Source organism: Micromonospora sp. NPDC093244 (genome assembly GCF_040683695.1).
Taxonomy (GTDB): Bacteria; Actinomycetota; Actinomycetes; order Mycobacteriales; family Micromonosporaceae; genus Micromonospora.
This window is the reverse complement of sequence record NZ_JBFBEO010000001.1, coordinates 456,613-483,334: the sequence shown is the minus strand read 5'-3', so window position 1 is coordinate 483,334 and position 26,722 is coordinate 456,613. Positions and strand designations below refer to the sequence as shown.

The window sequence follows — 26,722 nt, the reverse complement described above, 5'->3', positions numbered from 1 at the left end:
CGACGTACCTGAGAGTCATAGATATGCCTGACAGTCATACCGCTCGCCGGGCCATCCGCTCCCGACGGAGAACGGACCACGGTCGACGGACCGTCTGCGCAGCGAGACCACCCCTCAGTCATAGATCGCCTCCACCAGCCACTGCCCAGCCTCGACGGCCAGCAGCAGGGCGGCACCGTCGGCCAGGCTGACCTGGAACCGGGCCCGGCGGCGGGCCTCGGCCGGCGCCCACCACCGCTCGTCCACCGGCCACGGGCCGGCCCAACCCACGATCTCCGCCGGTCGGCCGGCACCGACCACCAGCCGGGCGGGGGCGGCGCTCACCGCCAACCGCGCGCTGATCACCACCGGCTCACCGGCGGCGTCGTGCACGGTCGCGGCGAGAGGGCTGGGCAACACCACGGCGGGCGCGGGCGGTGGCAGCCGACCCGGCCACGGCGGAGCGTCGGCGCGGGCGGGCAGGCGTTCGTCGCCCCACGGCACGAGTCGCACCTGGTCGGCCGGGGAACGCCCACCGCCGAGCACCGCCGTGACCACCGCCTCCGGACCGAGGATGCCCTGCACCCGGCTCAACGCCCGGTGCGCCCGCTCCCGCTCCTCGCCGGTCTCCCCCCAGAGGCCGGTCTGCAGACCGGCCTGGGCGATGACCCCGTCCGGGATCAGTCGCAACCGGATGATGCCGGACGACGGCCGGGCCGGTCGGGCACCGGCGCGGCCGTTGCTGCCGGAGAGCCAACCGTCGAGCTGCCAGCGCACCCGGTCGGCGATGGCGGAGGCGGTGAGCAGCCCGTCGTGCCGCCACACCCGGTGCAGCTCCTGCCCGTGCGCGGTGACCGCCTCGATGCCGAGCCGGGTGCAGGCCAGCCCGTGCCCGGCCAACCGGTCGTGCAACTGCTCGGCCAGCGCGCGGGCGGCGAACGCCGCCGCGTCGACCCGGTCGACCGGATCGTCGTACTCGCCGGTCACCGTCAGGTCGGCCGGTGGCTGCCGGACGGCGAGCGGGCGGTGGTCACGCCCGGCGGCGAGCCGGTGGGCCAGCGCGCCGTCGAACCCGAACCGGGCCAGCACGTCACCGGCCGGCAGCGCGGCGAAGTCGCCGAGGGTCCGCACTCCCAGCCGGCGCAGCAGGTCCGCCAGCGCGGAGCGGCCGAGCGCCTCGACCGGCAGCCCGGCCAGGAACTCGGGTGTGCCGCCCGGCGCCACCACCCGACCGGCACGGGCGGCCAGCCCGGCGGCGAACACCCCGTCGGCGATGCCGACCTGGCTCTCCACCAGGCACGACTGGGCGACGTGCTCGATGATCCGTTCGGCGGCCGCCTCCTCACCACCGAGGTAACGGCTCGGCCCCCGGGCCGCCACCGCGCAGGACCCCGGACGCACCACCTCGACACCGGCGACCAGCTCCTCCACGGCGGCGACCACCGGCTCGAACGCCCGGGCGTCCCGACCGGGGTCGTACTCCACTACCGTCAACTGTGGGCAGCGGCCCTGCGCCTCCCGTTTGCGCAGCCCTCGACGGACCCCCTCGGCGCGGGCACGCTCGGAGCAGGCGACCACCCGGTTGGCGTGCAGTACGGCGACCGGGCCGGTGGCCGGCACCCCCTCGACGATCTCGGCGGCGAGCACGGGCCAGTCCGGGCACCACAGCAGCAGGGTCCGTGCCGGTGAGCCGGTCATCCCCGCCCGACCAGGGCCAGCGGCACGGCCTGTCGACCCCTGGTCGACCGCACCGTCCGGGGGATCACCCGGGTGAGCTCGTCACCAGGGAGCCAGACCTTGATCTCCTTGGGCCGGGCCGCCGCCCCGCGCCCGCGCGCCGCGACGGTGATCTCCCGGCGGCGCAACCTCCCCCGGCCCTGCCCGAGCCCCTCCCAGACCCCACGGACCACCTGCAACGTCACGTCCGCGCCGTCCCACCGGCCGTACGGGACCAGCACGCTGCCGCGCTGCCGGGCCCGGGCGGCCAGCCGGGTGGCGACCGAGGCGGAGACCGTGGCCGGCACGGTGGTCACCACGACATCCACCCCGTCGATCAGCGCGGCGACCACTGTGGCCCACTCGGGGCCGGGATTCGGCACCAGGGCCAGCCGATCCAGGGCGATACCCAGTTCGGCGGCCGCGCCCGCACCGAAGGTCGGCACACCCACCACGGCACACCACGAGCCGGCCCGGGACGCCTCGGCGAGCAGGGCCAGCACCAGCGAGGTGCCGCCGCTGCGCCGAGGTTGACCTGCGGCGACAGCGATGGTGCTGCCCCGGCGCAGGCCCCGGTTGGGCAGCAGACCCGTCAGCTCGGGTGTCACCGGCAGCACCCGGTGACCACCGACCGGATCGGGTGCGCTCGCCGGACGTACCAGATCGGCAAGCGCGGCGGAACCGACCACCATGCGGCCCGCCATTGGACCAACTCCCCCGTCGTTGCTGTGGATCAGATCAGGACCGGCACGCTGTGACGCCGGCCGCCCGGCTCCCCCCGCCGGGCGGCCGGCGTCACGGCGGGATCATGCGGCGAGGCCGTCCAGGGTGGGTTGGTGGGCCATGCCGAGCGCGGTCTCCACCACCGTGACGAACTGCTCGGCGGCGCGGAGCAGGTCGTCGGCCTCCCGGGCGCTGACCACCCGGGGGATGCCGGCCTCGGCGGCGGCCCGCTTGCTGGCCCCCGCGGCGAAGAACCGGGCCCACTCGTCGAGCTCGGGGGCGACGGCGCAGAGCAGGACCCAGACGCTGGTGATCCGGTTACGGCGGCTCGGCGCGGGCCGGGCGCGGGCGGCGAGCAGGGCGGCCGCCGCACGCAGCGCCGCCAGGTGGGCGGCCGCGTAACGCAGGCCGTCGGGGCGGGTCTGGCCAGCCTCGACCAGCCCGCGCCGGGCCAACGTGAGGAGCTGGGCAGGGGTGCGGTGCGGCAGCACGTGCGCCGGCACCGTCGGTGCCTGAGCCGGGTTGGTCGGCATGGACTGTCTCCTCCACGTGGCCGGGCGTCGCCTCCGGCGCGGTGGAGCCGCCGATGAGACGCCGAGTCGGTGTGGTGCGGAGGAAGACGCACCGGGTGTGGCCGGCCGGGTGTGGATGCTTCCCCACACCACACCCGGCCGGCGTACCGGCGGGTTCGTCGCCCGCCGCCCGGGGGTCGTGGGCGGCGGGCGACGCTCCTGCCTGATGGGACCGGGCTCGCGACTGCCCGGAAACCCAGGTGCGGCCCGCGGAGCCGCACCGCCCGGAGCTGGCGCCGCGAAACACCTCGCTCCGGCTGGTTGGAACGGGCGTTCGAGGCAATCGAACACTCGTTCTAACTGCTGCTGACAGTACACCTCCCCTCCGACGAAAATGCAACGTGTGACGCGCCGCGGCTCGCCGTCCGGGCGCACCGAGGTGAACGGGCACCGGACGACCGGGAAGAATGTCCCCATGCAGCCACACCCGAACGTACGGGCGGTGCAGGACGCGCTCACCGCCGCCGGCACGCGCAACGGCGTCGGCGAGCCCAGCACCGTCCGCCTGCTACCGGACGCGGTGCACACCGCGGCGGCCGCCGCCGAGGCGCTCGGCGTCGAGGTCGGCCAGATCGCCAACTCGCTGATCTTCGACGCGGACGACGAGCCCCTGCTCGTGCTCACCTCCGGCGCGCACCGGGTGGACACCGCCGGCCTGGCCGCGTCGATAGGGGTCACCCGGCTGCGCCGGGCCACCCCGGAGTTCGTCCGGACGCACACCGGGCAGCCGATCGGCGGGGTCGCCCCGCTCGGGCACCCGCGAGCACTGCGCACCCTGGTGGACACGGCCCTGGCGGCGTACCCGGAGATCTGGGCCGCCGGCGGCGTACCGCAGGCGGTCTTCCCGACCACCTACACCGAGCTGCTGCGGGTCACCTCCGGCACCCCGGCCGAGGTGGCGTGAGCATCACTCCGGAGCTGGTCACCCTGCACGTGTGGCGGGTGCCCCGCGGCGCGCTGCCCCGGGCGCTGACCCGGATGGCGGTGGACCCGCGCCGCCTGCGCGCCCTGCCGGGCGTCCGGTTCGGCAAGCTGCTGGGCACCGGGAACGGCACCACCTTCGGGCCGGGTGACGCCGACCTCACCCGCTGGGCGGCGCTCACCGTCTGGGACTCCCCCGCGGCGGCGGCCGGCTTCGACGACTCACCTGTCGGACGCTCCTGGGCACGCATCGCCCACGCCGCCGCCCGGGTCGACCTGCGACCGCTGAGCAGCCGGGGCGAGTGGTCCGGTCAGCGGCCGTTCGGCGACCCACCGGGCGGACGGGTCACCGGGCCGGTGCTGGCGCTGACCCGGGCGCGCCTGCGGGCCCGCCGTGCGGCCACCTTCTGGCGGGCGGTCCCGCCGGTGGCGGCGGCCCTGCACGAGGCACCCGGACTGCTGGCCCGGTTCGGCGTCGGCGAGGCGCCGCTGGGATGGCAGGGCACGGTGAGCGTGTGGCGCGACCCGACGGACCTGGTGGCGTTCGCGTACCGTCACCCGGAGCACCGGGCGGCGATCATGCGTACCCCCACCGCGGGCTGGTACGCCGAGGAACTGTTCGCCCGGTTCGAGGTGCGCGAGGTGGTCGGCGACCGGACGGTGCTCGGGTGGGTCGCCGACGGCGATCCTGGAACGGTGAAGGGTGGACGGGCATGAGGTTGGTGCGCTGGACGCCGGACGATCTGGTCCGGCGGCTGGACGACGTGGTGGCCGTCTACGGCGAGGCGATGGGATACCGCACCGACCTGCTGGAAGCCCGGCGCGGCTACATCGCCACCCACGTCCGCCGCCCCGGGTTCCGGGCCGTGGCGAGCCTGACCAGCGAGGGTCACCTGGCCGGCTTCGGCTACGGCTACCTGGGCGCCGCCGGTCAGTGGTGGCACGACCAGGTGCACCGGGCGTTGGACGCGCCGGCCCGCAAGCGGTGGCTCACCCACTGCTTCGAGGTGGTCGAACTGCACGTCAGGCCACCGGCGCAGGGGCACGGCCTGGGCGCCGGCCAACTGCGGGCGCTGCTCGGCATGGCCGAGGGCGACACGACGCTGCTGTCCACCCCGGAGGCCGTGGAGCAGACCTCCCGGGCCTGGCGGCTGTACCGGCGGTTCGGCTTCGTCGACGTGCTGCGCGACTTCCACTTCCCCGGCGACGAGCGGCCGTTCGGCGTACTCGGTCGGGACCTGCCGCTCGAGCCCCCCGCGGCATGACCCGACGGATCTCCTGGGCGCTGCTCGCCGTCCTGGTGCTCGCCCAGATCTGCTACCCGCTGACCACAGGCGCCACCCGGGCCGGGCTGACCGTGGCCACGGTGGTGATCGGCTGGCTGCTCTCGGTGGGCCACGCCCTGCTCAGCCGGGGTCCCCGGGTCGCGGCGGCGCTTGTCGCGGTGGCCACCGGTGGCGGGTTCGCGATCGAGGCGATCGGGGTGGCCACCGGTGTGCCGTTCGGCAGCTACGACTACTCGGGTGAGCTGGGCCCCAAACTGGCCGGGGTTCCGCTGATCATCCCGCTGGCCTGGACCTGGATGGCCTGGCCGGCCTGGCTGGCGGCGGTCCGGCTGACCGGCGGCGGTTCGACGGCCGGCGGCGCCGGGACGACGGCCGGCCGGTGGGTGGGGCGGATCGCGCTGGCCACTGTGGGGCTGGCCGCCTGGGATCTCTTCCTCGACCCGCAGATGGTGGCCGAGGGCTACTGGGTGTGGCGGGACGCCGTCCCGGCGCTGCCCGGCCTGCCCGGCATCCCGGTCAGCAACTACCTGGGCTGGCTGCTCTTCGCGGTGCTGATGATGAGCGCGCTGCGCCCGCTGGCCGGCCCGGCCGTGGAGCACACCGACCGGCGGGACCACCCGATGGTCGCGCTGTACCTGTGGACGTACTTCTCCAGCATCCTGGCCCACGCGGTCTTCCTCGACCTGCCCGCCTCGGCGCTGTGGGGCGCCGCCGGCATGTCGGTGACCGCCGTGCCGCTGGTGGTCACCCTGCTGCGCGACCGCCGGAGCCGCGACGCGGACCGGGAGACCCACGAGCCGCGCCGCACCGGCGTCGACGCCACCCGATGACCGTTCTGCTCGCCCTGCTGCTCGCCGTCGCCGCGTTGACCGGGCACACGTGGCTCAACGCCGCCCGCTGGCTGCGCCGGCCCACCGACCGGCCCGGCGAGGTCGACGAGCCGGTGGCCGTGCTGCTGCCGCTTCGCGACGAGGCCGCCCGGGTCACGCCCTGCCTGCGTGCCCTGCTCGCCCAACGCGGCGTACCCGGGCTGCGCGTCGTGGTCCTCGACGACGGGTCCACCGACGGCACCGCCGACGTGGTGCGCGCGGTGGTTGGCGACGACCCGCGGGTGACACTGCTCACCGGGGTCGCCCCGCCGCCGGGCTGGCTGGGCAAGCCGCACGCCTGCTGGCAGCTGGCCACCCGGGCCGACCCGGCCGCCACCGCGCTGGTCTTCGTCGACGCCGACGTGGTGCTCGCCCCGCACGCCGTGGCGGCCGCCGTCACCGAGCTGCGCGCCGCCCGCGCGACCCTGCTGTCGCCGTACCCCCGGATCGTGGTGGCGACGGCGGCCGACCGGCTGGTCCAGCCGCTGTTGCAGTGGCTCTGGCTGACGTTCCTGCCGCTGCGCGCGATGGAGCGCTCGCCGCGGCCGTCGCTGGCCGCGGCGGGCGGGCAGTTCCTGGTGGTGGACCGGGCCGGCTACACCGCCGCCGGCGGGCACGCCGCGGTCGCCGACAAGATCCTGGAGGACGTCGAGCTGGCCCGGGCGGTCAAGCGGGCCGGCGGGCGGATCGCCCTGGCCGACGGCTCCCGGCTGGCCGCCTGCCGGATGTACGACGACTGGCCGCAGCTGCGCGACGGGTACTCGAAGTCGCTCTGGGCGTCGTTCGGGCACCCGGGCGCGGCGGCGGCCGTGGTCGCGGCGCTGCTGCTGCTCTACACCGTCCCGCCGCTTGTCGCGGTGGGGTTCGCCACGACGGCTCCCCGGGTGTCAGTGGTTGCGCTCATCGCATACCTGCTCGGGGTGACCGGGCGGGTCCTGACCGCGCGGGCCACCGGGGGCCGGTGGTGGCCCGACGCGCTCGCACACCCCGTGTCGGTCGTGGTCCTCGGTTGGTTGACCGTACGGTCGTACCATCTGCGGAAGCGGCGCCGCCTGACCTGGCGGGGCCGCCCGGTCAGCTAGGAGGGCGCGGCATGGCGCGGATCGTGGTCGTCGGCGCCGGGGTGGGTGGCCTCGCCACCGCCGCCCGGCTGGCCGCCACCGGGCACCAGGTGACGGTCTTCGAGGCCGCCGACACGGTCGGGGGCAAACTCGGCAGGTACGCGCACGACACCCCGGCCGGGTCGTTCCACTTCGACACCGGGCCGAGCCTGCTCACCCTGCCCGGGGTCTTCCACGACCTGTTCGAGGCGACCGGGGCGAAGCTCGACGAGTACCTGGACCTGGTCCCGCTGGACCCGATCGTCAGGCACGTCTTCCCCGGCGGCGGTCCGGCGCTCGACTCGTGCGCCGACCCGGTGGAGTTCGCCGCCCGGATCGGAGCCGCCTTCGGTGACCGGGCGGCCGCCGACTGGCAGCGGCTGTGGCGCCGGGCCGCGCGGGTGTGGAACGCCTCCGAGCGGGACATCCTGCGCCGTACCGTCGACTCGCCACGCGACCTCGCGTCGCTGGCCTGGCGGATCGGCGACCTGGCCGCCATCGCACCGGGCCGCACCCTGCGCGGGCTGGGCCGCCGGCACCTGTCCGATCCCCGGCTGCGGATGCTGCTGGACCGGTACGCCACCTACACCGGCGCCGACCCGCGTCGGGCTCCGGCGGCGCTGGTCGCCGTCCCGTACGCGGAGCTGGCCTTCGGCGGCTGGTACCTGCGGGGTGGGCTGGGCACCCTCGCCGACGCGCTGCTGACCCGCTGCCTGGACCTCGGCGTGGTCGTGCGGACCGGCACCCCGGTGACCCGGATCGACGCGACAGGCGGCCGGGTGCACGGGGTACGCCTCGCCGGCGTCACCGCGCCGGTGCCCGCCGACGTGGTGGTGGCCAATGTGGACGCGATCACCGTCTACCGCGACCTGCTGCCGCATCCGCGCCGGCTGGCCACGCTGACCGACCGTAGCCTCGCCGGCTTCGTGCTGCTGCTCGGCGTCTCCGGCAGCACCGGGCTGGCCCACCACAACGTCTTCTTCCCGCACGACTACGACGCCGAGTTCGACGCCGTCTTCGGCGACCCGGGGCGGGGCGTACGGGCCCGACCGGCCGTCGACCCGACGGTGTTCGTCACGGTGGCCGACGACCCGACGGCCCGTCCGGCCGGGCACGAGGCGTGGTTCGTGCTGGTGAACGCCGCACGGCAGGGCACCGCCGCGGGCGCGGTCGACTGGCGCCGCCCCGGGCTTGCCGACGCGTACGCCGACCGGATCCTGGAGGTGCTGGCCGAGCGCGGCGTCGACGTCCGGGACCGGTTGCTGTTCCGTGAGGTCCGTACGCCTGCCGACCTGGACGCGGCGACAGGCGCCCCGGGCGGCTCGATCTACGGCACCGCCGGCGGGCTGCTCCGCCCGGCCAACCGGGGCCCGGCGCACGGGCTGTGGCTGGTGGGCGGCTCCAGCCACCCCGGCGGCGGGCTGCCGATGGTGACCCTCTCCGCGCAGATCGTCGCCGACGAGATCGGCCCCGCCTGGTAGGGCCGGCCGCTCAGCCGGCGTCGAGCAGCGCGCGACGGACGGTGGACAGCAGCTGCCCCAGGCCGAAGGCGGCCAGCAGCACCCACACCGCTGTCGCCATGGTGATGGTGCCGGCGGCCAGGTCCGTCTCGATGAGCCCGGCCAGCCCGGCGACCAGCAACCCGACGAGCGCCACCGAGACCCGGGTGGGGCGCTCGCCCACTGTCACCGCACCGATCTCGCGCATGCCTGCCGAGACCGCGCGGGCCCGCACGTACTCGTGCAGCCAGGACAGCGCCCCGCCCGCCGCGACCAGCGCGCCCGGGGCGCCGAGCAGCCAGAACGCCAACAGCCACGCCACCTCACCGAGCCGGTCGGCGAGCGAGTCGTAGACGTAGCCGAGGCGTGTGGTGCGGCCGGTGGCGACGGCCACCGCGCCGTCCACGCTGTCGGCCACGGCGGCGAGCAGGACGAACAGCGCGCCGAGGAACGGCCCGTCGCCCGGCCGGCCCACCAGCAGCGGTACGCAGAAGCAGAGCACCACCCCGGCCACGGTGACGGCCGTGGGACCGACCCGCAGCCGGCCCAGCACGTACCCGACGTGGTACGCGAACCGCAGCCACGCGCGGACCACAGGCGCGGCGGCACGGGGGTCGAACCCGCCGTGCAACCGTGCCCACGCCGTGGCGTACTGATCCCAGTTCAGCTGTGTGCCCACCTCGGGATCAACCGTCGTGCCGGGCATGAGGTGTCGCGGAGCCACAGTTCACACCCGTGCGCCAACCTTCAGGTTCTGCCAGACCTCACGGGTGGCCGTGGAGCGGTTGAGGGTGATGAAGTGGATCCCCGGCACGCCCTCGTCCAGCAGTCGGCGACTCATCTCGCTGGCCTGCTCGATGCCGAGCTGACGGACCGCCTCCGGGTCGTCGGCGACGCGCTCGAAACGGGCCGCCAGCGCCGGCGGGAAGGGCGCCCCGGACAGCTGCACGGACCGCTCGATGGTGCCGATCTGGGTCACCGGCATCACCCCGGCCAGGATCGGCGTGGCACAGCCGGCGGCGGCCACCCGGTCACGCAGGCGCAGGTAGTCGTCGGCGTCGAAGAACATCTGCGTGATCGCGAACTCGGCGCCGGCCCGGCACTTGCGGACGAAGTGCGCGGTGTCGCTCGCCACGTCGGGCGAGCGGGGGTGCTTGTACGGGAAGGCCGCGACGCCCACGCTGAAGTCGCCGGAGTCGCGGACCAGGCGGACCAGGTCCTCGGCGTAGTCCACGCCCTCGGGATGGCGGACCCACTCACCGCCCGGGTTGCCCGGGGGGTCGCCGCGCACCGCCAGCACGTTGCGTACCCCCACCCCGGCGAGCCGGCCGATGACGTGCCGCAGCTCGGCGACGGAGTGGTTGACGGCGGTGAGGTGGGCCATCGGCAGCAGGGTGGTGTCGGTGGCGATCCGTTCGGTGACGGCCACGGTGGTGTCCCGGGTCGAGCCGCCCGCTCCGTAGGTGATCGACACGAACGACGGGCGCAGCGACTCCAGCTCGCGGATGGCCTGCCACAGCAGCCGCTCCCCCGCCTCGGTCTTGGGCGGGAAGAACTCGAACGAGAAGGTCGGCTGGCGGTCACGGATGAGCTCCCCGATCGCCGGTTGGGGATTGGGGAGTACCGAGGGAAGACCGAGCGCCACGAACCGACTCTAGCGGGCGACGCCACCGCGACCCAGGCGCTTCCCACAGCGGGGGCGTGGCACCGCCGCGCGGGGCGGTCCGGCGGGCGCGAAGGCGTCGTACCCCCGGGGTAGGAATGGGTGGCGCGTACGGGTCGACGGGGGCCGACCGGGCTCGCGCGGGGGTCGGCAGCCGCGTGGTGGCGGTCCGGTTCCGTCCGGTCGGGCGGGGTGGTCGTCACCGCGCCGACGCACCGCCGGGAGGACCGATGACCCCGCACCCACCACCGCGCCCCGCGCAGCTCGGGCCGCTGCTGGCCCGCCGTCGGCTGGCCCTGGGCTGGAGCCAGCGGCGCACCGCCGCCGAGTTGTGCGCCGCCGCCGGGGTGCCGACGTTGAGCCGGCACGAGGTGTCGAGGTGGGAGAGACAGCGGCGGGTGCCCGGCGGCTTCTGGCTCGGCTGGCTGGCCGTCGTGCTTGACGTACCCCTGGTGGTGCTCGCCGCGGCCGCGGCCGCCACCCGGCGGGCCACCCCGACGGGCGCCGGTGGTCCGGGGCGGCGTGCCGCCGGGCCCGGCGCCCGGCCGGCCGGGCGGAAGGGCCCCGGCCGCCCTGGCGGGAGTACGCGTGGCGGTGGAGCGCGAACGTCGGCGACCGGCTAGCGTCGTGGCGTGACCCACGCTGCTCCCGTTTCTCCCGTCGACCGCGCCGGCCTGCGACAGCGTGTCGACAAGGCTCTCACCGAGTTCCTGGCCGGCCAGCGGACCCGGCTGATCCAGGTGGACGACGCCCTGGTCGAGGTGGCGGAGGCGATCGAGGCGTTCGTGCTCGGCGGAGGCAAGCGGCTGCGTCCGGCCTTCGCCTACTGGGGTTTCCGGGGCGCCGGCGGGGTGGACGGCGACCAGGTGCTCACCGCCCTCGCCTCGCTGGAGTTCGTGCAGGCCAGCGCCCTGATCCACGACGACCTGATGGACCGCTCCGACACCCGCCGCGGTGATCCGGCGGTGCATCGTCGGTTCGCCGAGCAGCACCGGACGGCCGGCTGGGGTGGTGACCCGGACGGGTTCGGCGACGCCGCCGCGATCCTGCTCGGCGACCTGTGCCTGGTCTGGTCGGACGAGCTGCTGCACTCCGCCGGGCTGGACCTGCGGGCGGTGGCCCGGGCGCGGCCGGTCTTCGACGAGATGCGCACGGAGGTCACCGTCGGGCAGTACCTCGACGTGTTGACCCAGGTCACCGGGGACACGTCGGTGGAGCGGGCCAGCAAGGTCGCCAGGTACAAGTCGGCGAAGTACACGGTCGAGCGGCCGTTGCTGCTGGGCGCCGCGCTGGCCGACGCGCCGCCGGAGGTGTGCACCGCCTACTCGGCGTACGGGCTGCCGCTGGGCGAGGCGTTCCAGCTCCGCGACGACGTGCTGGGGGTCTTCGGTGACCCGGCGCTGACCGGCAAGCCGGCCGGTGACGACCTGCGCGAGGGCAAGCGCACCTATCTGGTGGCGGCGGCCGTGGAGACCACCGACGACGCCGGGCGGGAGCTGCTGCTCAGCCGGCTCGGCGACCCCGAGCTGGACGAGCGGGGGGTGGCCCGGCTGCGCGAGCTGATCACCGCGAGTGGCGCTCTGGCCCGTACCGAGCAGCGGATCGTCACGCTCACCGACACCGCGCTGGCGGCCCTGAGCGCCGTGGACCTCGACACCGAGGCCCGCCAGGCCCTGGTCGACCTGGCGATAGCGGCAACCCGCCGAACCGACTAACCCCCCCCCGGCTCCCCGCACCCGCTCCCGCTGGGTTGATCATGAAGTTAGCGGCACTCGCCTCGGCGTGTCGCGCCGCCAACTTCATGATCAACGGAGAGCGCGGGGGCCGGAGGCCCGGGGGGGCGCGGGTGGGGGTGGGGTGGGGGTTAGAAGCCGACGGCTTGGGCTCGGCGCTTCACCTCGCGGGCCTGGTCGCCGGACAGGGCCGCCGCCGGGGTGTTGCCGGGGAGCGTGTCGTCGGGCTCGTAGAGCCAGCGCAGCGCGGCCTCGTCGTCGTAGCCGTTGTCGGAGAGCAGGTTGAGCACGCCGGGCAGGTGCTTGAGTACGGTCTCGTTGGCCACCAGGTCGGCCGGGATCCGGCGGACGCCGTCGCGGCGGACCGCCAACAGCTCCCGGTCGCGGATCATCTGGTGCACCTTGCTGATCGACACGTCGAGGCGCTCGGCGACGTCGGGCAGGGTGAGCCAGCCGGCCGGGTCGGCGGGTCCGGCGAGCTCGGGGCCGGGCACGGCCTGGTCGGGTACGGGTTCGGTCACCCGGACACCCTGTCACGCCGCCGCCGCGTCGAGCCACCGGCACCCCGGACGACCTGGTGGAGCTTCGTCCCGCGTACGCCGCTGACCAGGGGACGAGGGCCCGCGAGTGCGGCGGGACGGACCGTGTCGGCCGCCGGCTGTAGCATCCTGTTCAACCTTCACCCCCTGGACACATAGACTCCCTGCCGATGGACACACAGGTCGCCGACACGTTGCTGGGCTCGCTTATCGACGGGCGCTACCGCATTCGCGGTCGCGTGGCCCGTGGCGGCATGGCGACCGTGTACACCGCCACCGACGAACGCCTCGAGCGCACCGTCGCAGTCAAGATCATTCATCCGACCCAGGCGCCCGAGGCTCGGGCCCGGATCGCCAACTTCGTGGCCCGGTTCACCGACGAGGCGAAGACCATCGCCCGGCTGACCCACCCGAACGTGGTGGCGGTCTACGACCAGGGCACCCACGCCGGCCTGCCGTACCTGGTGATGGAGTACGTGCGCGGTCGTACGCTGCGCGACGTGCTGGCCGAACGGCGCCGCCTCAACCCGGACGAGGCGTTGGCGATCGCCGAGCAGATGCTCGCCGCGATCGCCGCCGCGCATCGGGCCGGCCTGGTGCACCGCGACGTCAAGCCGGAGAACGTGCTGGTCGCCGAGGCACCCACCGGCGGCGTCGCCAACCTGGTCGACAGCGTGGTCAAGGTGGCCGACTTCGGGTTGGCCCGGGCCGTCGAGGCGAGCGCCGACGACGAGCAGGGCAACCAGCTGATGGCCACCGTGGCGTACGTCGCCCCGGAGCTGGTCACCGAGGGCCGCGCCGATCCGCGCACCGACGTCTACTCGGCCGGGATCGTGCTGTTCGAGATGCTCACCGGTCGGGTGCCCTACGACGGTGACCGCCCGGTGGATGTGGCCTGGCAGCACGTCGACCGTGACGTGCCGGCACCTTCGACGCTGGTGCCGGGCCTGCCGTCGGTCCTCGACGACCTGGTGCGGCGGGCCACCCGACGCGACCCGGCCGCCCGGCCGGCCGACGCCGGTGCGCTACTGGCCGACGTGCAGGTGGCGCGGGACAACCTGGGTGACGCCAACAGCCGCACCACTGTGTTGAGCCGGGTCACCGACGAGCCGTCGGTCTCCCAGCCGACAATGATGGTCGCCACGGTCCGGCCGGCCGAGCGCCCGGCCTGGGCCAGGCTGCCGGAGGGCGGTCAGGGGCCGGGCCGGAGGCGGGCCGCGCCGGAGCCGGCGGAGGGGCTGTGGGCCCGGCTGGCCGAGTTGCGGACGAGCGTGATGGGCGACCCGCGTGGCCGGCGGGCCGTCGCGGCAGTGGTGGTGGCGTTGGGCCTGGTGGTCGCACTGGGTGGTTGGTGGTTCGGCGTCGGGCGGTACACGTCCGCCCCGCAGCTGGTCAGCCTGACCAAGGCCGAGGCGCAGGCGCAGGCCGACCGGGCCGGGCTCACCCTGGCGTACGGCGAGCCGCGTTTCGACGAGAAGGTCCCGAAGGACAGCGTGCTGGGGCAGAGCCCGGGATCCTCCGCCAAGATCGTCAAGGGTGGCACGATCACCCTGACCCTCTCGCTGGGCCCGGAGCGCTTTCCCGTGCCCGACGTGATCGGCAAGGAGTACGAGCTGGCCGAGGCCGATCTGGTCAACGCGAAGCTGGTGGTGGCCAAGGGCGCCTCCCGCTACGACGACACACTCCCGGCCGGCGTCGTCCTGGACAGCAACCCGAAGGTGGGCGCCGAGGTCGCACCGGGCGCGAAGATCACGCTGATCGTGAGCCGGGGCCGCGCCCCGGTGTCGGTGCCGAACCTGGTCGGCAAGAGCCTCACCGAGGCCCGTACCGCCCTGGCCGGGCTCGGCCTGGTGGCGGTGGAGACGTACAAGGACTCCGACAAGCCCAAGGACGAGATCCTGGGGCAGAGCCCGGCCGACGGCGCCGGCGTGGAGAAGGGCACCCAGGTCAAGCTGGAGGTCAGCAAGGGTCCACCGCTGGCGGTCGTGCCCCGGGTCATCGACCTGCCCTGCCAGCAGGCCAAGCAGGTGCTGGAGAGCCAGGGCTACCCGGTGACCATCGCGCTCAACCCGAACGCGGTTGTCCGGATCCAGGCCCCCGGTGAGAATTCGCAGGTGCCGCCGGGCACCCCTGTCGTCATCACGTGCTTCTGATGCCGACGGTCCACTCGCGTCCGGTGGGCGCGCACACCTCCACCTCCGGCGGGCTGGCGAAGGCAGCCCTGCCGTACGCCGACGTGACGGGCGCGCAGGTGGTGCAGGTCTACGTCTCCAACTCGCGGGGCTGGGCGCTGCCCGCCGGTGACCCGGCACAGGACGCGCTGTTCCGGCAGGGCTGCGTCGAGCGGGGCATCACCGCGTACATCCACGCGTCGCTGCTTGTGAACCTGGGCTCACCCACCCCGGCCACTGTGGAGAAGTCGGCGCAGACGCTGGCGCACGCGCTGCGCCGGGGCGTGGCGATCGGCGCCCGGGCGGTGGTGTTCCACGCGGGCAGTTCGGTGGACGAGGGGCACGCCGAGGAGGCGATGCGGCAGGTCCGCCGGGAGCTGCTGCCGCTGCTCGATTGGGCCGCCGAGACCGGTGGGCCGATGCTGCTTGTCGAGCCGAGCGCGGGCGGCGGCCGGTCGCTCGCCTCCCGGGTGGAGCAACTCGGACCGTACCTGGACGCGGTGGACCGGCACCCCATGCTCGGGGTCTGCTTCGACACCTGCCACGCGTGGGCGGCCGGGCACGACCTGGCTGCCGAGGGCGGCATGACGGCCACCCTGGACACACTCGTGGCAACAGTGGGCGCGGACCGGCTGCGGCTGGTGCACGCAAACGACTCGAAGGACCTGTGCGGCTCCACCCGGGACCGGCACGAGAACATCGGCAAGGGCACCATCGGCGAGCCGGCCTTCGCCGAGCTGATGGCCCACCCGGCCACTGCGGGCGTCCCGATCGTCGTGGAGACCCCCAGCGGCGACAAGCACGAGGGCCACGCCGCCGACATCGAAACGCTCATCCGCCTGCGCCCGTCACCACCGGGCTGATCAAGAGGTTCGCGCCATCCGGAAGCCGGAGTCCGACGCGAACCTCTTGATCACCAGGTTCCGGTCAGGCGGACAGGATCCGCGGCAGGGCTTCGACCGCGCGGTCGATGTCCGCGTCGTCGACGCCCAGGTGGGTGACCAGGCGTGCGGTACGGGGGCCGAGCACCGAGATCAGGATGCCCTCGGCCCGCGCGGCGGCGGCCAGGGCACGCGCGTCAAGCGCGTGCTTCGTCAGATCCAGTGCGACGAGGTTGGTGCGGGCCGGGGTGGCGAGCACCCCGAACGGCGCGATCACCTCGGCGAGCCGGGCCGCCCGCGCGTGGTCGTCGGCCAGCCTGTCGATGTGGTGCGCGAGCGCGTACCTGCCGGCGGCGGCGAGAACACCTGCCTGACGCATACCGCCGCCCATCCGCTTGCGGATCGTTCGGGCCCGGCCGATCTTTTCGGCGCTGCCGACCACGAGCGACCCGACGGGCGCGCCGAGCCCCTTGGACAGGCAGACCGACACGGTGTCGAAGAGCTGGCCGTACTCGATCAGGGGAACCCCGTCCGCGACGTGCGCGTGCCAGATCCGGGCGCCGTCGCAGTGCAGCGCGACCTGCGCCTCGTCGGCGACGGCGCGCAGGTCCCGCAGCGTGGCGAGGGGGATCACCCCACCGCCACCCCGGTTGTGGGTCTGCTCGACGGCGACGGCGCGGGTGGGGACGGCGAAGTAGCCGTCCGGACGGATCATCCGGGCGACCGTCTCCGGGTCGATGTCCGCGCCGACCGCCGGCCAGGTCCGCGAGGAGATCCCGCCGTACGCGGCTGCGGCGCCGATCTCGTACGTCACCACGTGCGCGTCGGCGTCGCAGAGCAGCTCGTCACCGGGCGGCACCAGCAGTTGCAGGGCGATCTGGTTGGCCATCGACCCGCTCGGGGCGAACAACGCCGCCTCGTGGCCGAACAGCGCGGCGACCTCGGCTTCGAGGGCGTTGACCGTCGGGTCCTCGCCGTAGACGTCGTCGCCGACCTCGGCGGTGGCCATCGCCTCCCGCATCCCGGCGGTGGGCCGGGTCACCGTGTCGGACCGCAGGTCAACAAGATCAGCCACGCAACATCTCCGCTACCAGGAAGGCCAGCTCCAGCGACTGCTGGGTGTTCAGTCGCGGGTCGCAGGCGGTTTCGTACCGGTCGGGCAGGTCGAGGTCCTCGATGCCCTGGGCGCCACCGAGGCACTCGGTGACGTCCTCGCCGGTCAACTCGACGTGCAGGCCACCGGGGTGGGTGTCCAGGCCCCGGTGCACCTCGAAGTAGCCAAGCACCTCGTCGACGATCCGGTCGAAGTGCCGGGTCTTGTACCCGTTCGACGACTCGTGGGTGTTGCCGTGCATCGGGTCGCACTGCCAGACGACCTTCGCGCCGGCGGCGGTGACCTTGGCCACGATCGGCGGGAGGGCGTCGCGTACGCGGTGGTTGCCCATCCGGCTGATCAGGGTGAGCCGGCCGGGGACGTTGTCCGGGTTGAGCTTCTCGCACAGCTCGATCGCCTCGTCCGGGGACGTGGTGGGGCCGAGCTTCACGCCTATCGGGTTGGCGATGCGGGAGATGAAGTCGATGTGCGCGCCGGTGATCTGCCGGGTGCGCTCGCCGACCCAGAGGAAGTGCCCGGAGAGCCCGTACGCCCGGCGGTCGGAGACCCGGGTCAGCGCCCTGTCGTACTCCAGGGCGAGGGCCTCGTGGGAGCAGTAGAGCGTGACGGTCCGCAACGCCTCGTCGTCGGTCATCCCGCAGGCCCGGATGAAGGCCAACGCGCGGTCGATCTCCCGGGCGATCGCCTCGTAGCGCTCCCCCGCCGGGGAGTTCTTCACGAACCCCTTGTTCCAGTCGTGCACGGCGTGCAGGTCGGCGAGCCCACCGGCGAGGTACGCCCGGAGCATGTTCATGGCCGCCGCCGAGTTGGCGTACGCCCGGATCATGCGCTGCGGGTCGGCGACCCGGGCGGCCGGGTCGGCCTCCAGCGAATTGATCATGTCGCCGCGGTAGGCGGGCAGGCCGCGCGCGTCGGTGGGCAGCGAACGGGGCTTGGTGTACTGGCCGGCCACCCGGGCGACCTTGACCACCGGCAGCGACGCGCCGTAGGTGAGCACGATCGCCATCTGGAGCAGGGTGCGGGCGTTGGCCAGCAGGTGGCTCTCGGTGTTGTCGACGAACGTCTCGGCGCAGTCACCGCCCTGGAGCAGGAACGCCTTGCCCTCGCAGACCAGGGCCAGCTTCTGCCGCAGCTGGTCCACCTCGTAGGGCGCGACGACCGACGGCACGGTGTCGAGCACCTTGCACACCTCGGCGACGGTCGCCGGATCGGACCACGGCGGGGTCTGCTCGCGGGGCAGCTCCCGCCATCGGTCCAGGCCGAGGGCGGCGTCCTCGGCGGAGTCGACTGTCGGTCGGCTGGTCTGCAGGCCCGGGCTACCCACCGCGGGATGGCTCAGCTGATGCCACTCATGGCGCATGAGAGAAAGCGTACGGCGACGCTCGGCGTGCCTGGTCGGCGAGGGGGATGGTTCCGGCAGATGGGAGATCGATCCGGTGGGTCAGGACGCGGGCGGCGACGGTGCGCCGCCCGGGGCCCCGTCACCGGGTGCCGGGGCGCCAGCCGGCGGCGGAGGGCCAGCGGGTGCGGAGGCGTCGCCGGGTGCCTCGCCGGCGATGCACCAGTCACCGCCGTCGCGGGTGACTGTGAACACCAACGGCCGGGTGATCGTGCGCTTGCCGGCGGCCACCGTGACCGAGACGCTTACCTCCTGCCCGCGCGGGCCTGGTTCGACGGCGTCGATCGTCGCCCCGGGCACCTCGAAGTGGTCGGCGAAGTCGCCGTTCGGGCCGGTGGCGCTCAGGTCGAAACCCTCCTGGAGCAGCGCGCAGAGCTGGCTGCGGCCGGCGGCGACGTCCTTGGCGGTCATCGCGTCGAGGTACGCCTGCACCCGTTCACGGGAGCGGGTGGCGGCCTCCTCGGCGGGTGCCCGCTCGGGCTTGGCCGCCTCCTGCTCGTCACCGCCGCCGATGCCGCAGCCGACCAGGGAGACCGGCAGCAGCACAAGCCCGGCGGCGGTCGCCGCCAGCCTGCGGTGGGTCGGGCGCATGATCACCTCCGTCGACCGTGCCATCGAGACGTGCCGAGCCGCGAGTCTGCCACATCCCGGCAGTCCCGCCCAACGCCGTCGGCCCGGCCGACGCGGGGCGTCGACCGGGCCGGTGCGTCACGGGCGGGGAGGGACGGTGCGGACCCTCCCCGCCGTGTGGGTACTGCGTCGCCCTCGGCTCAGCCGAGACCGCCCTTGATGGCGCCGATGAGCTCCCCGTTGCTGGTGTCACCGGAGAGTTCCCAGAAGAACGCGCCACCGAGGCCCTGGTTGTTCGCGTACGTCATCTTGCCGTTGATTGTCGACGGGGTGTCGTAGCTCCACCAGTTGCTGCCGCACTTGGCGTACGCGGTGCCGGCGATCGTGCCGGTGGTCGGGCAGGTGTTCTTGAGGACCTTGTAGTCCTCGATGCCCGCCTCGTACGTGCCAGGTGCCGCGCCGGTGGCGCTGCCGCCAGGTGCCGCCTGGGTGACACCGGTCCAGCCCCGTCCGTAGAAGCCGATGCCGAGCAGCAGCTTGTTGGCCGGGATGCCCTTGCTCTTGAGCTTCTGGATCGCCGCGTCGGAGTTGAAGCCCTGCTGCGGGATGCCTGTGTACGAGGTCAGCGGCGAGTGCGGGGCGGTGGGGCCCTGGGCGTTGAATGCGCCGAAGTAGTCGTACGTCATCGGCATGAGCCAGTTGAGGTTGCCGATGGCGCCTGCGTAGTCGGTCGCGTCGATCTTGCCGCCGTTGCTGCCGTCCGCCGTGATGGCGGCGGTGACCAGGGCGTTGGAGCCGAACTTCGACCGCAGCGCGCCGATGACGTTCTTGAACGCGTTGGGGCCGCTGCTGTCGCAGCTCAGACCGCAGGCGTTCGGGTACTCCCAGTCGACGTCGATGCCGTCGAAGACGTCCGCCCAGCGCGGGTCCTCGACCAGGTTGTAGCAGCTCTCGGCGAAGGCGGCCGGGTTCTGCGCGGCCTGCGTGAAGCCACCGGACCAGGTCCAGCCACCGAACGACCAGATCACCTTCAGGTGCGGGTTCATCTGCTTGAGCTTGCGCAGCTGGTTGAAGCTGCCCCGCAGCGGCTGGTCCCACGTGTCGGCGACACCGTCGACGCTGTCCGCCGCCGTGTACGCCTTCTCGTAGTCGGCGTAGCTGTCACCGATGGAGCAGCGACCGCCTGTGGTGTTGCCGAAGGCGTACAGGATGTGGGTCAGCTTGGCGGCCGAGCCGCTGGTCTGGATGTTCTTGACGTGGTAGTTGCGGGCGTAGACGCCCCACTCGGCGAAGTAGCCGACGACCTTCTTGCCACCCGTGTTCGGCGGTGGGGTGGTCGGCGGTGGCGTCGTGGGCGGCGGGGTGGTGGGTGGCGTCGTGGTGGGCGGGGTGGTGGTCGGCGGCGTCGTGGTCGGCGGGGTGGTCCCGCCGCCGCACGCGGCGCCGTTCACAGTGCAGTTCAGCGGCGCCTTGTACGCGCCGGTGCCGTTGTAGCCCCAACTGAACGAGGCGCCGGGGGCCAGGCCGCCGGCCCAGCTCTTCTTGACCGCGACGTAGTGGTTGCCGCTGCTCGTGACGTCGGCGTCCCAGGCGCTGCTGATGGTGGTCCCCGACGGCAGGTCGAATTCGATGCGCCAGGTGCTGACGGTGGCGCCGGAGCCGTTGGTGATTGTCACCTTCGTCTCGTGACCGGTCCCCCAGTCCTGCGCCTTGGTGAACGTGGTGGTGACCGTGCCGGCGCCGAACGCGGTGGTCATCGGCACCGCTGCGACGGTCACGGCGACCACGGCACCGGCCCAGAGGGCCCGGCGGAGCGATCTTTGCATGAGGCGTCTCCCGAACTGTTAGGAAACTTTCCAAAAGAGATTGGTGAGACGGTACTCACAGCGTCATCACTTCGTCAAGATGCGCATGTTTCGATTGCCCGATGCGTGGAGTCCCCCCGCGCCCGTTCCGAGCCCCCGGACGCCTGACGCGTAGCCTCGGACCATGACCGTCTTCGACATCCCGATCGACGCCCTCAACGGCGGCCCCGCGGACCTGGACCGCTACCGCGGCAAGGCGCTCCTGGTCGTCAACGTGGCCTCCCGCTGTGGCCTCACCCCCCAGTACGCGGGCCTCCAGGCGCTCGCCGACTCGTACGCCGCGCGCGGTCTCGTGGTGCTCGGCGTGCCGTGCAACCAGTTCGCTGGTCAGGAGCCGGGCAGCGCCGCCGAGATCAGCGACTTCTGCCAGGTCAACTACGGCGTGACCTTCCCGCTTACCGAGAAGGTCGACGTCAACGGCCCCGAGCGGCACCCGCTCTACAGCGCGTTGGTCGAGACCCCGGATGCCGACGGGCACACCGGCGACGTGCGGTGGAACTTCGAGAAGTTCCTGGTGGCCCCAGACGGGACGGTCGCCGCCCGCTTCGCCCCCACTGTCACCCCCGACTCCGACGACCTGCGCGCCGCCATCGAGAAGGTCCTCCCCGCCTGAGCGCCGATGATCAAGAGGTCCGCGTCAGAGCAGGCCTCTTGATCACCGCTCTGGGTTCGGCGGGCGGAAGCGCCACTGGGCCGCGTCGGCGACCGGCGTGTAGCCGAGGGCCTGGTAGATGTGGTTGCTCGTGGGGTTGGCCAGGTCGGTGTGGAGGGTGCAGGTCGTCGCGCCGGCGCTCAGCGCGTACCGGCTGGCGTGCGCCACGCAGCCCCCGGCGAAGCCTCGCCCCCGGTGCTCCGGTGGCGTGTAGACACCGCTGACCCGGGCCACGCCCGACACCTGCCTGCTCAGCCAGGCCATCGAGACCGGGGTGCCGGCGACCTCCCAGAGCCAGAGCAGATCCCCGTACGGCAGCCGGGCGTCCACCTGCCGCAGCAGGTCGACGCGCCGCAGGCCGGGCGTGGTCTCCGCGCCGAACGCCTCGGCCCAGGCCACCAGCAGGTCCCGGTCCGCGACGGTCGCCGGCCGGGCCTGCCCGGGTACGCCCGTCGGCGGCCGGACCGCGTCCAGCCGGAAGATCCGCTGCGCGGTTCCGGGTACGGCCAGCAGGCCGGCGCGATCGGCGTACCGCCTGGCGAACTCCACGACGGCCGGGACCGGGCCGTGCACCTCGGCAAGCGGCGGCGCCGCCCGGACGAAGTGCTCGGCGAGCGCCCGCGCGGCCGCCACCGGCACCGCGCCGAGCAGCGGCCCGCGCGGCGGCGTCCACACCGCCGCACCCACAGTCACCCCGCCGTCGACCACCCGCACGAACCGCTCGGCACCGGAGAGTGGCACGTCCCCGGAGAGCCGGTCGGCGACGAGCGTGAGCAGTACGTTGTGCAGGACGGGCTCGCGGCGCAACCAGGCGCCCGCCGTTCCGGCGAAGGCCGCGAGATCCTCGACGAGACAGCGCATGCCCGGCAGTGTGCGCAGCCGGACGGCGGTGCGGCAACCGGATAACCCACCAGCCCGGTCGGGAATGCGTCGCCGGTGGACGGAGTTGGGAACGAGCATGACAACAGTGGGATTGATCGGCAGCGGCAACATCGGCGGCACCGTGGCCCGGCTGGCGGTGGACGCCGGCTACGACGTGGTGCTGAGCAACTCGCGGGGGCCGGAAACCCTCCAGGGTCTCGTCGACGAGCTGGGCAAGCAGGCCAGCGCCGGCACCGCCCGGGACGCGGCCCAGGTCGGTGACCTCGTCGTGGTCAGTGTGCCGCTGAAGGCGTACCGCGCGGTGCCCGTCGAGCCGCTGGCCGGCAAGGTTGTCATCGACACCAACAACTACTACCCGCAGCGCGACGGGAACCTCCCCGAGCTGGACTCCGGCGAGACCACCAGCAGCGAGCTGCTCCAGCGCCACCTGCCCGACTCGCGGGTGGTGAAGGTCTTCAACAACATCTACTTCAAGGGCCTGGCCACGCTTGCCCGGCCGTCCGGCGCCGCCGACCGCAGCGCCCTCGCCATCGCCGGTGACGACGCCGCCGCGAAGGCCGAGGTGACAGCCTTCCTGGACCGGATCGGCTACGACGCGGTCGACGTCGGCCCGCTCGCCGAGGGGTGGCGCTACCAGCCCGACACCCCGGCGTACGGCCTCCTCTACGCCGCCAGCCCCACCGACTGGGAGCACCCGGTGCCCGGCGACGCCGAGAAGCTGCGCACCGCCCTGGCCGCCGCCACCCGCTGATCCACCGCCGCCGCCCTCCGGCGACCGCCTACCTGGTGGCCGTACGGAGGGCGGCGGCGAGTTCGTCGTCGTAGCTGGCGATCGGCTGGCCGTCCGAGGCGTACGCCACGAGCCGCCCCTGGGCCATCGTCGCCGAGCGGAACGAGAAGGTCCGCGTCCCCGGGTAGGCGGCGAGCAGCGGAATGGTCCGGGGCGCCCCGCCCGGGGCGGAGTAGTACTCCAGGCGGGTCACCTGCGGTGAGACCACGCCGTTGACCCGGACCTTGGTCTTCTCCGCACGGGTGCCGAAGGTGACAGGCGCGTCGGTGCCGTACGCGGCGCACTCGGCAGCTCCCCGGCAGACGAAGAAGTACCTGGGGTTGACCACGTCGTCGAGGGTGTACGCCTTGAAGGTCGGGTCGGCGCCGGCCGGCAGCGGCTGCACGGCGAAGAACGCGACAGCCACGGTCGCCGTGACGCCCACCCGCAGCCACGCCCGCCCGGCGGCCGGTCGTCTGCTCGTCCGCCGGGCGGCGACTGCGACACCGCCGAAGCCGACCAGGCACAGCAGGCACACGCCGACGGCGCGGGCGTTCTCGAACAGGAACTGCACGCCCGGCCGCGTCGAGACCGGGCTGAGCACCGCGCCCAGTGAGACGACCATGGCGGCGAGCAGCGCCGCGCCGGCGGCCCGTTGGGCGACACCTGACGCACCGATCAGCAGCATCGCGGCGAGCACCGGCCACACCTGGTGGTGGGTCCAGGACACCGGCGACGCGGCCACCGTGGCGCAGCCGACGAGCACCGCGGCGTGCCCGGGGCGGCCCTGCCGGGTCAACTGCCGGGACCGCAGCAGCGCCGCCGCGCAGATCACCGCGACAAGGCCGGCCCAGAGCAGGGGCAGTGTGGACTCCTCGACGCCGACCCGCAGCAGCATCCCGTGCAGGGACTGGTTGCCCAGCGAGGCCAGGTTGCCGATTCGGGAGGTCTGCCGGACGGCCTCGGTCCAGTACGTCCAGCTCTCGCCGGGCAGCACGATCGCGGCGAGCGCGGCGCAGGCCACGAACGTCCCGGCGGCCCGGGCGGCGTCGCGGTAACGGCCGACGGCGAGGAAGTAGACCACGAACAGCAGGGGGGTGAGCTTGATGGCCGCGGCCACCCCGACGAGGGTCCCGCGCAGCCGGGGCGGCAGGACGCCCATCCCGTCCAGCAGGGCCATCAGCACGATGAAGATGCTTACCTGACCGAACCGCAGGTTGCTCTGCACCGGCGCGGAGAGCATCAGCACCGTGGCCGCCACCGCCACGACCAGCGGCCGCCGGGACGGCCGGGTGCTCAGCGCGACACCTACCGACGCGGCGATGGCGACAACCGCGGCGCACGTCGCCACCAGCCAGAACCCCTGCACCACGCCCTCGCTGACGGCGGTCATCGGCCCCAGCACGAGGGCGGCGAACGGCGGGTAGGTGAACGGCCCCCCGTTCTGGGCCACATACCCGTACAGCGGCCTGCCGGCGTGCAGGTCGGACAGCGCGCCGTAGTAGATGTGCAGGTCGGAGAGACGATCCGGACGGTCCAGGACGAACAGACAGGACACCAGCGCGACGACGACGAAGGCCGCCCACGCCAATGCCACCCGGCGATCCCGCATCGACCGAGAATAGGCGAACAGGAGTGCCTTCGGCGTCCCCCCGCCCGTGGATTCGGCGTCGGGTCGTCCGCGGCGCAGGTCAGCGGCGCCGGTAGCGGCACCAGCCCCGTGCAGCGGGGCGGCGGAGCGGCTGGGGGGCGGGGCGGCGGGGCTGCGAGCAGAAAACTTGCCGCGGCAACTTGCGCTGAAGTCCTGCTCACGGGACTCTGATCCCTGGGTGTTGCCGCCCGCTCACCGAACGTGCTCCCCGGAGGCGACATGCACACGCTTCATACCGCGCACCGCCGGCTCCTGGCCGGCGCTGGCGCGCTCCTGCTCGGCACCACCCTCGCCGCCGCCGGCACGCCGGTGCCGGTCAGCGCCGCCGGCACGTCCGTGCCCGTCGGTGCTGGCGCTCAGGCGTCGGTCAGCGCCGCCGGGGCGGACACCGTCGGCTATGTCCGGCTCGCCCATCTCTCCCCCGACACGCCTGCCGTCGACGTCTACCTGTCCGCGCCTGACGCCCCGAAACCGCAGGTCTTCCCCGGCGTGGGCTACGGGGTCGTCTCGGACTACCTGTCGCTGTCTCCCGGCCGCTACGCCGTGGCGATGCGCGAGGCCGGCGCGCCCGCCACCGATCCTCCGGTGCTCACCACCGAGGTGGCGGTGACCAGCGGCGACGCCTACACGGTGGCGGGTGTCGGCCGACACGCCGACCTCGGTCTGCGGGTGCTCACCGACGACCTCAGCGCACCCACCGACGGCCGCGCCAAGGTCCGTGTCGTGCAGGCCTCGGTGCGCACGCCGGTGCTGGACGTGGCGGCCGCCGACGGTCCGATGATCGCCAACGGGGTGCAGTTCGCCACGACCACCGACTACCAGCAGGTCGAGCCGGGCAGCTGGCGGCTGAAGCTGACCGGCGCGGGCGGGCCGAGCACCGACGCCGAGGTGCGGCTCACCGGTGGCGCGGTCTACTCGTTGCTGGTGCTCGACTCCAAGCAGGGCGGGCTCACTGCCGAGCTGCGCCGCGACGCCGAGGGCGGAACTGTCGTCCCGGCGGGCGGGGTGGACACCGGCGCCGGTGGCACCTCCGGGAACGGGCTCGACGCGTACCCCCTGGTGGCCGGCGGATTGACCGCGGCGGCCGTCGCAGCGGCGCTGCTGTTCTGGCGCCGGTGGCGGCGCACCACCTGGTGAGCGTCGGGCCGGGCCTGTCGATCCGGCGGCACCGCGACCGGCGGGTGCCGCTGGCCGCGCTCGTCGCGGCCGGCGCGGCCGTCTGCCTGGCCGCCGGCACCGGCGTCGGGTTGGCCGGCACCGGTCCACCGCCTCCGGCCGCGAGCTGGCACCCCGGCTGCGTCGACGACTGCCCGCCGGTGGCCGCCGTGTCCGCGCCGCAGGGTCCACCCACCCGGGTACGCGTGCCGCGCATCGGCGTCGACTCCCCGCTCACCGTGCTGGGCCTGGACCGCGCGGGCGCGCTGGCCCCGCCTGACGACTTCGACACCGCCGGCTGGTACGGCGGCGGGCCGGCCCCCGGCGACACCGGTCCGGCCGTGCTCGCCGGGCATCTGGACTCGCGGCGCGGCCCGGCGGTGTTCGCCCGGCTCGGCGAGCTGCGGCCCGGTGACCGGGTGCAGGTGTGGCGCGGCGGGCAGTGGTTGTCGTTCCGGGTGACCGGGTCACTGCGGACCGGCAAGGACCGCTTCCCCACGGCGGCGGTCTACGGGCCGACGCCCGGCGCGGAGCTGCGCCTGGTCACCTGCGGGGGCGACTTCGACAGGCGACGCGGGCACTACACCGACAACGTGGTGGTTTTCGCGGTGGCCGAGCTCTGACCGGCAGGTCAGACCGGGCGGCGGCCGGCGAAGCCGCACTCGGCCCGGTGGTACCAGCGCACGTCGGAGTCGCCCTCCAGCCAGCACCACAGCACCGAACGGCCGGCCCGCTCACCGGCGAAGTCGAGCAGCACCGGCGCGATGCCCTTGACCTGGATGTCGTGCTGGTGCAGCTCGTCGACGACGGCGTGCAGGCGTGCTTCCAGTCCCTTGACCTCGGCCAGACCGCCGAGGACGCTCACCCCGTGGTCGGCCAGGTCGGCGCGCAGCTCGGCCAGGTCGGCCCGGACCCGGATCAACTCGTCGACGCGTGGTTGCAGGGTGGCCACCAGGTGCCGGGCCTGGGCGAGTGTGAACACCGCGCCAGTATGCGCCACGCCCGGCTCCGCG

At 73.9% G+C, this 26,722-nt stretch carries 27 protein-coding genes; 14 read left to right on the top strand and 13 right to left on the bottom strand.

Annotated features, from left to right (window positions below; genetic code table 11):
* Positions 1-114 precede the first annotated feature (114 nt).
* The 3 genes from AB0N27_RS02250 to AB0N27_RS02240 form a co-directional block, all read right to left on the bottom strand.
* Complete coding sequence (locus AB0N27_RS02250) at positions 115-1,677, bottom strand: DNA polymerase Y family protein (RefSeq protein ID WP_364362582.1); 1,563 nt, start codon at positions 1,675-1,677, stop codon at positions 115-117.
* Positions 1,674-2,399 carry a hypothetical protein gene (locus AB0N27_RS02245; protein WP_364362581.1) on the bottom strand — a complete coding sequence of 242 codons (726 nt, stop codon included), beginning with the start codon at positions 2,397-2,399 and terminating at the stop codon, positions 1,674-1,676. The genes AB0N27_RS02250 and AB0N27_RS02245 overlap by 4 nt, the downstream gene beginning before the upstream one ends.
* A 102-nt stretch (positions 2,400-2,501) precedes the next feature.
* Positions 2,502-2,951, bottom strand: a complete 450-nt coding sequence (locus AB0N27_RS02240; RefSeq protein WP_139587588.1) for an SAV_6107 family HEPN domain-containing protein — start codon at positions 2,949-2,951, stop codon at positions 2,502-2,504.
* A gap of 454 nt (positions 2,952-3,405) precedes the next feature.
* Here AB0N27_RS02240 and AB0N27_RS02235 point away from each other — a divergent pair, with 454 nt between their 5' ends.
* Genes AB0N27_RS02235 through crtI form a run of 6 tightly spaced genes read left to right on the top strand, consistent with a single transcriptional unit; the run spans position 3,406 to position 8,647 of the window.
* A complete protein-coding gene (locus tag AB0N27_RS02235) occupies positions 3,406-3,894 on the top strand; it encodes a YbaK/EbsC family protein (RefSeq protein WP_364362580.1) in 489 nt (162 codons plus the stop codon).
* Between the two features lie 2 nt (positions 3,895-3,896).
* On the top strand, positions 3,897-4,628 hold the full coding sequence (locus tag AB0N27_RS02230; protein ID WP_364365962.1) for a monooxygenase: 732 nt from the start codon (positions 3,897-3,899) through the stop codon (positions 4,626-4,628).
* Positions 4,625-5,176 (top strand): GNAT family N-acetyltransferase, encoded by a 552-nt coding sequence (locus AB0N27_RS02225; RefSeq protein WP_364362579.1) that lies wholly within the window; start codon positions 4,625-4,627, stop codon positions 5,174-5,176. Before AB0N27_RS02230 ends, AB0N27_RS02225 begins: the two co-directional genes overlap by 4 nt.
* Positions 5,173-6,027 (top strand): carotenoid biosynthesis protein, encoded by an 855-nt coding sequence (locus AB0N27_RS02220; protein WP_364362578.1) that lies wholly within the window; start codon positions 5,173-5,175, stop codon positions 6,025-6,027. Before AB0N27_RS02225 ends, AB0N27_RS02220 begins: the two co-directional genes overlap by 4 nt.
* A complete protein-coding gene (locus AB0N27_RS02215) occupies positions 6,024-7,148 on the top strand; it encodes a glycosyltransferase family 2 protein (RefSeq protein WP_364362577.1) in 1,125 nt (374 codons plus the stop codon). The genes AB0N27_RS02220 and AB0N27_RS02215 overlap by 4 nt, the downstream gene beginning before the upstream one ends.
* 11 nt (positions 7,149-7,159) lie before the next feature.
* A complete protein-coding gene (gene crtI, locus AB0N27_RS02210; RefSeq protein ID WP_364362576.1) occupies positions 7,160-8,647 on the top strand; it encodes a phytoene desaturase family protein in 1,488 nt (495 codons plus the stop codon).
* A gap of 10 nt (positions 8,648-8,657) precedes the next feature.
* On the opposite strand, the gene AB0N27_RS02205 is transcribed toward crtI, so the two are convergent.
* Both AB0N27_RS02205 and metF read right to left on the bottom strand, forming a co-directional pair.
* On the bottom strand, positions 8,658-9,371 hold the full coding sequence (locus AB0N27_RS02205) for a CDP-alcohol phosphatidyltransferase family protein (protein WP_364365960.1): 714 nt from the start codon (positions 9,369-9,371) through the stop codon (positions 8,658-8,660).
* 21 nt (positions 9,372-9,392) lie between these two features.
* Positions 9,393-10,310: a methylenetetrahydrofolate reductase [NAD(P)H] gene (metF, locus tag AB0N27_RS02200; RefSeq protein ID WP_364362575.1), complete on the bottom strand. Its 918-nt coding sequence runs from the start codon at positions 10,308-10,310 to the stop codon at positions 9,393-9,395.
* Between the two features lie 248 nt (positions 10,311-10,558).
* Here metF and AB0N27_RS02195 point away from each other — a divergent pair, with 248 nt between their 5' ends.
* Together AB0N27_RS02195 and AB0N27_RS02190 are read left to right on the top strand one after the other, a co-directional pair.
* Positions 10,559-10,951, top strand: coding sequence for a helix-turn-helix transcriptional regulator (locus AB0N27_RS02195; protein WP_364362574.1), 393 nt, complete (start codon positions 10,559-10,561; stop codon positions 10,949-10,951).
* A 9-nt stretch (positions 10,952-10,960) separates the two neighbouring features.
* Positions 10,961-12,043 (top strand): polyprenyl synthetase family protein, encoded by a 1,083-nt coding sequence (locus tag AB0N27_RS02190; RefSeq protein ID WP_364362573.1) that lies wholly within the window; start codon positions 10,961-10,963, stop codon positions 12,041-12,043.
* Between the two features lie 149 nt (positions 12,044-12,192).
* Here the strand turns inward: AB0N27_RS02190 and AB0N27_RS02185 are convergent, their stop codons facing one another.
* Complete coding sequence (locus AB0N27_RS02185; RefSeq protein WP_364362572.1) at positions 12,193-12,582, bottom strand: Rv2175c family DNA-binding protein; 390 nt, start codon at positions 12,580-12,582, stop codon at positions 12,193-12,195.
* Positions 12,583-12,770: 188 nt separating this feature from the next.
* Here AB0N27_RS02185 and pknB point away from each other — a divergent pair, with 188 nt between their 5' ends.
* Positions 12,771-14,753, top strand: a complete 1,983-nt coding sequence (gene pknB, locus AB0N27_RS02180) for a Stk1 family PASTA domain-containing Ser/Thr kinase (protein WP_364362571.1) — start codon at positions 12,771-12,773, stop codon at positions 14,751-14,753.
* Positions 14,753-15,634: a deoxyribonuclease IV gene (locus AB0N27_RS02175; RefSeq protein ID WP_364362570.1), complete on the top strand. Its 882-nt coding sequence runs from the start codon at positions 14,753-14,755 to the stop codon at positions 15,632-15,634. The genes pknB and AB0N27_RS02175 overlap by 1 nt, the downstream gene beginning before the upstream one ends.
* Before the next feature lie 64 nt (positions 15,635-15,698).
* On the opposite strand, the gene AB0N27_RS02170 is transcribed toward AB0N27_RS02175, so the two are convergent.
* The 4 genes from AB0N27_RS02170 to AB0N27_RS02155 form a co-directional block, all read right to left on the bottom strand.
* Positions 15,699-16,727, bottom strand: coding sequence for a GntG family PLP-dependent aldolase (locus tag AB0N27_RS02170; RefSeq protein ID WP_364362569.1), 1,029 nt, complete (start codon positions 16,725-16,727; stop codon positions 15,699-15,701).
* On the bottom strand, positions 16,720-18,126 hold the full coding sequence (locus AB0N27_RS02165; RefSeq protein ID WP_364362568.1) for a class II 3-deoxy-7-phosphoheptulonate synthase: 1,407 nt from the start codon (positions 18,124-18,126) through the stop codon (positions 16,720-16,722). Before AB0N27_RS02165 ends, AB0N27_RS02170 begins: the two co-directional genes overlap by 8 nt.
* A gap of 81 nt (positions 18,127-18,207) precedes the next feature.
* A complete protein-coding gene (locus AB0N27_RS02160) occupies positions 18,208-18,756 on the bottom strand; it encodes a hypothetical protein (protein ID WP_364362567.1) in 549 nt (182 codons plus the stop codon).
* Between the two features lie 179 nt (positions 18,757-18,935).
* Positions 18,936-20,561 carry a glycosyl hydrolase family 18 protein gene (locus AB0N27_RS02155; RefSeq protein ID WP_364362566.1) on the bottom strand — a complete coding sequence of 542 codons (1,626 nt, stop codon included), beginning with the start codon at positions 20,559-20,561 and terminating at the stop codon, positions 18,936-18,938.
* 163 nt (positions 20,562-20,724) lie between these two features.
* Here AB0N27_RS02155 and AB0N27_RS02150 point away from each other — a divergent pair, with 163 nt between their 5' ends.
* Positions 20,725-21,213 (top strand): glutathione peroxidase, encoded by a 489-nt coding sequence (locus AB0N27_RS02150; RefSeq protein WP_364362565.1) that lies wholly within the window; start codon positions 20,725-20,727, stop codon positions 21,211-21,213.
* A gap of 42 nt (positions 21,214-21,255) precedes the next feature.
* On the opposite strand, the gene AB0N27_RS02145 is transcribed toward AB0N27_RS02150, so the two are convergent.
* Positions 21,256-22,113 (bottom strand): GNAT family N-acetyltransferase, encoded by an 858-nt coding sequence (locus tag AB0N27_RS02145; protein ID WP_364362564.1) that lies wholly within the window; start codon positions 22,111-22,113, stop codon positions 21,256-21,258.
* Between the two features lie 97 nt (positions 22,114-22,210).
* On the opposite strand from AB0N27_RS02145, the gene AB0N27_RS02140 reads away from it, so the two are divergent.
* Complete coding sequence (locus AB0N27_RS02140) at positions 22,211-22,885, top strand: NADPH-dependent F420 reductase (protein WP_364362563.1); 675 nt, start codon at positions 22,211-22,213, stop codon at positions 22,883-22,885.
* A 28-nt stretch (positions 22,886-22,913) separates the two neighbouring features.
* Here the strand turns inward: AB0N27_RS02140 and AB0N27_RS02135 are convergent, their stop codons facing one another.
* Positions 22,914-24,515: a glycosyltransferase 87 family protein gene (locus tag AB0N27_RS02135; protein ID WP_364362562.1), complete on the bottom strand. Its 1,602-nt coding sequence runs from the start codon at positions 24,513-24,515 to the stop codon at positions 22,914-22,916.
* Between the two features lie 258 nt (positions 24,516-24,773).
* Between AB0N27_RS02135 and AB0N27_RS02130 the strand changes: the two genes are divergently transcribed.
* Together AB0N27_RS02130 and AB0N27_RS02125 are read left to right on the top strand one after the other, a co-directional pair.
* Positions 24,774-25,691, top strand: a complete 918-nt coding sequence (locus AB0N27_RS02130) for a DUF4397 domain-containing protein (RefSeq protein ID WP_364362561.1) — start codon at positions 24,774-24,776, stop codon at positions 25,689-25,691.
* A complete protein-coding gene (locus AB0N27_RS02125; RefSeq protein WP_364362560.1) occupies positions 25,670-26,332 on the top strand; it encodes a class F sortase in 663 nt (220 codons plus the stop codon). Before AB0N27_RS02130 ends, AB0N27_RS02125 begins: the two co-directional genes overlap by 22 nt.
* A gap of 8 nt (positions 26,333-26,340) precedes the next feature.
* Here AB0N27_RS02125 and AB0N27_RS02120 read toward each other — a convergent pair whose 3' ends face one another.
* A complete protein-coding gene (locus tag AB0N27_RS02120; RefSeq protein ID WP_364362559.1) occupies positions 26,341-26,691 on the bottom strand; it encodes a DUF2203 domain-containing protein in 351 nt (116 codons plus the stop codon).
* Positions 26,692-26,722 lie beyond the last annotated feature (31 nt).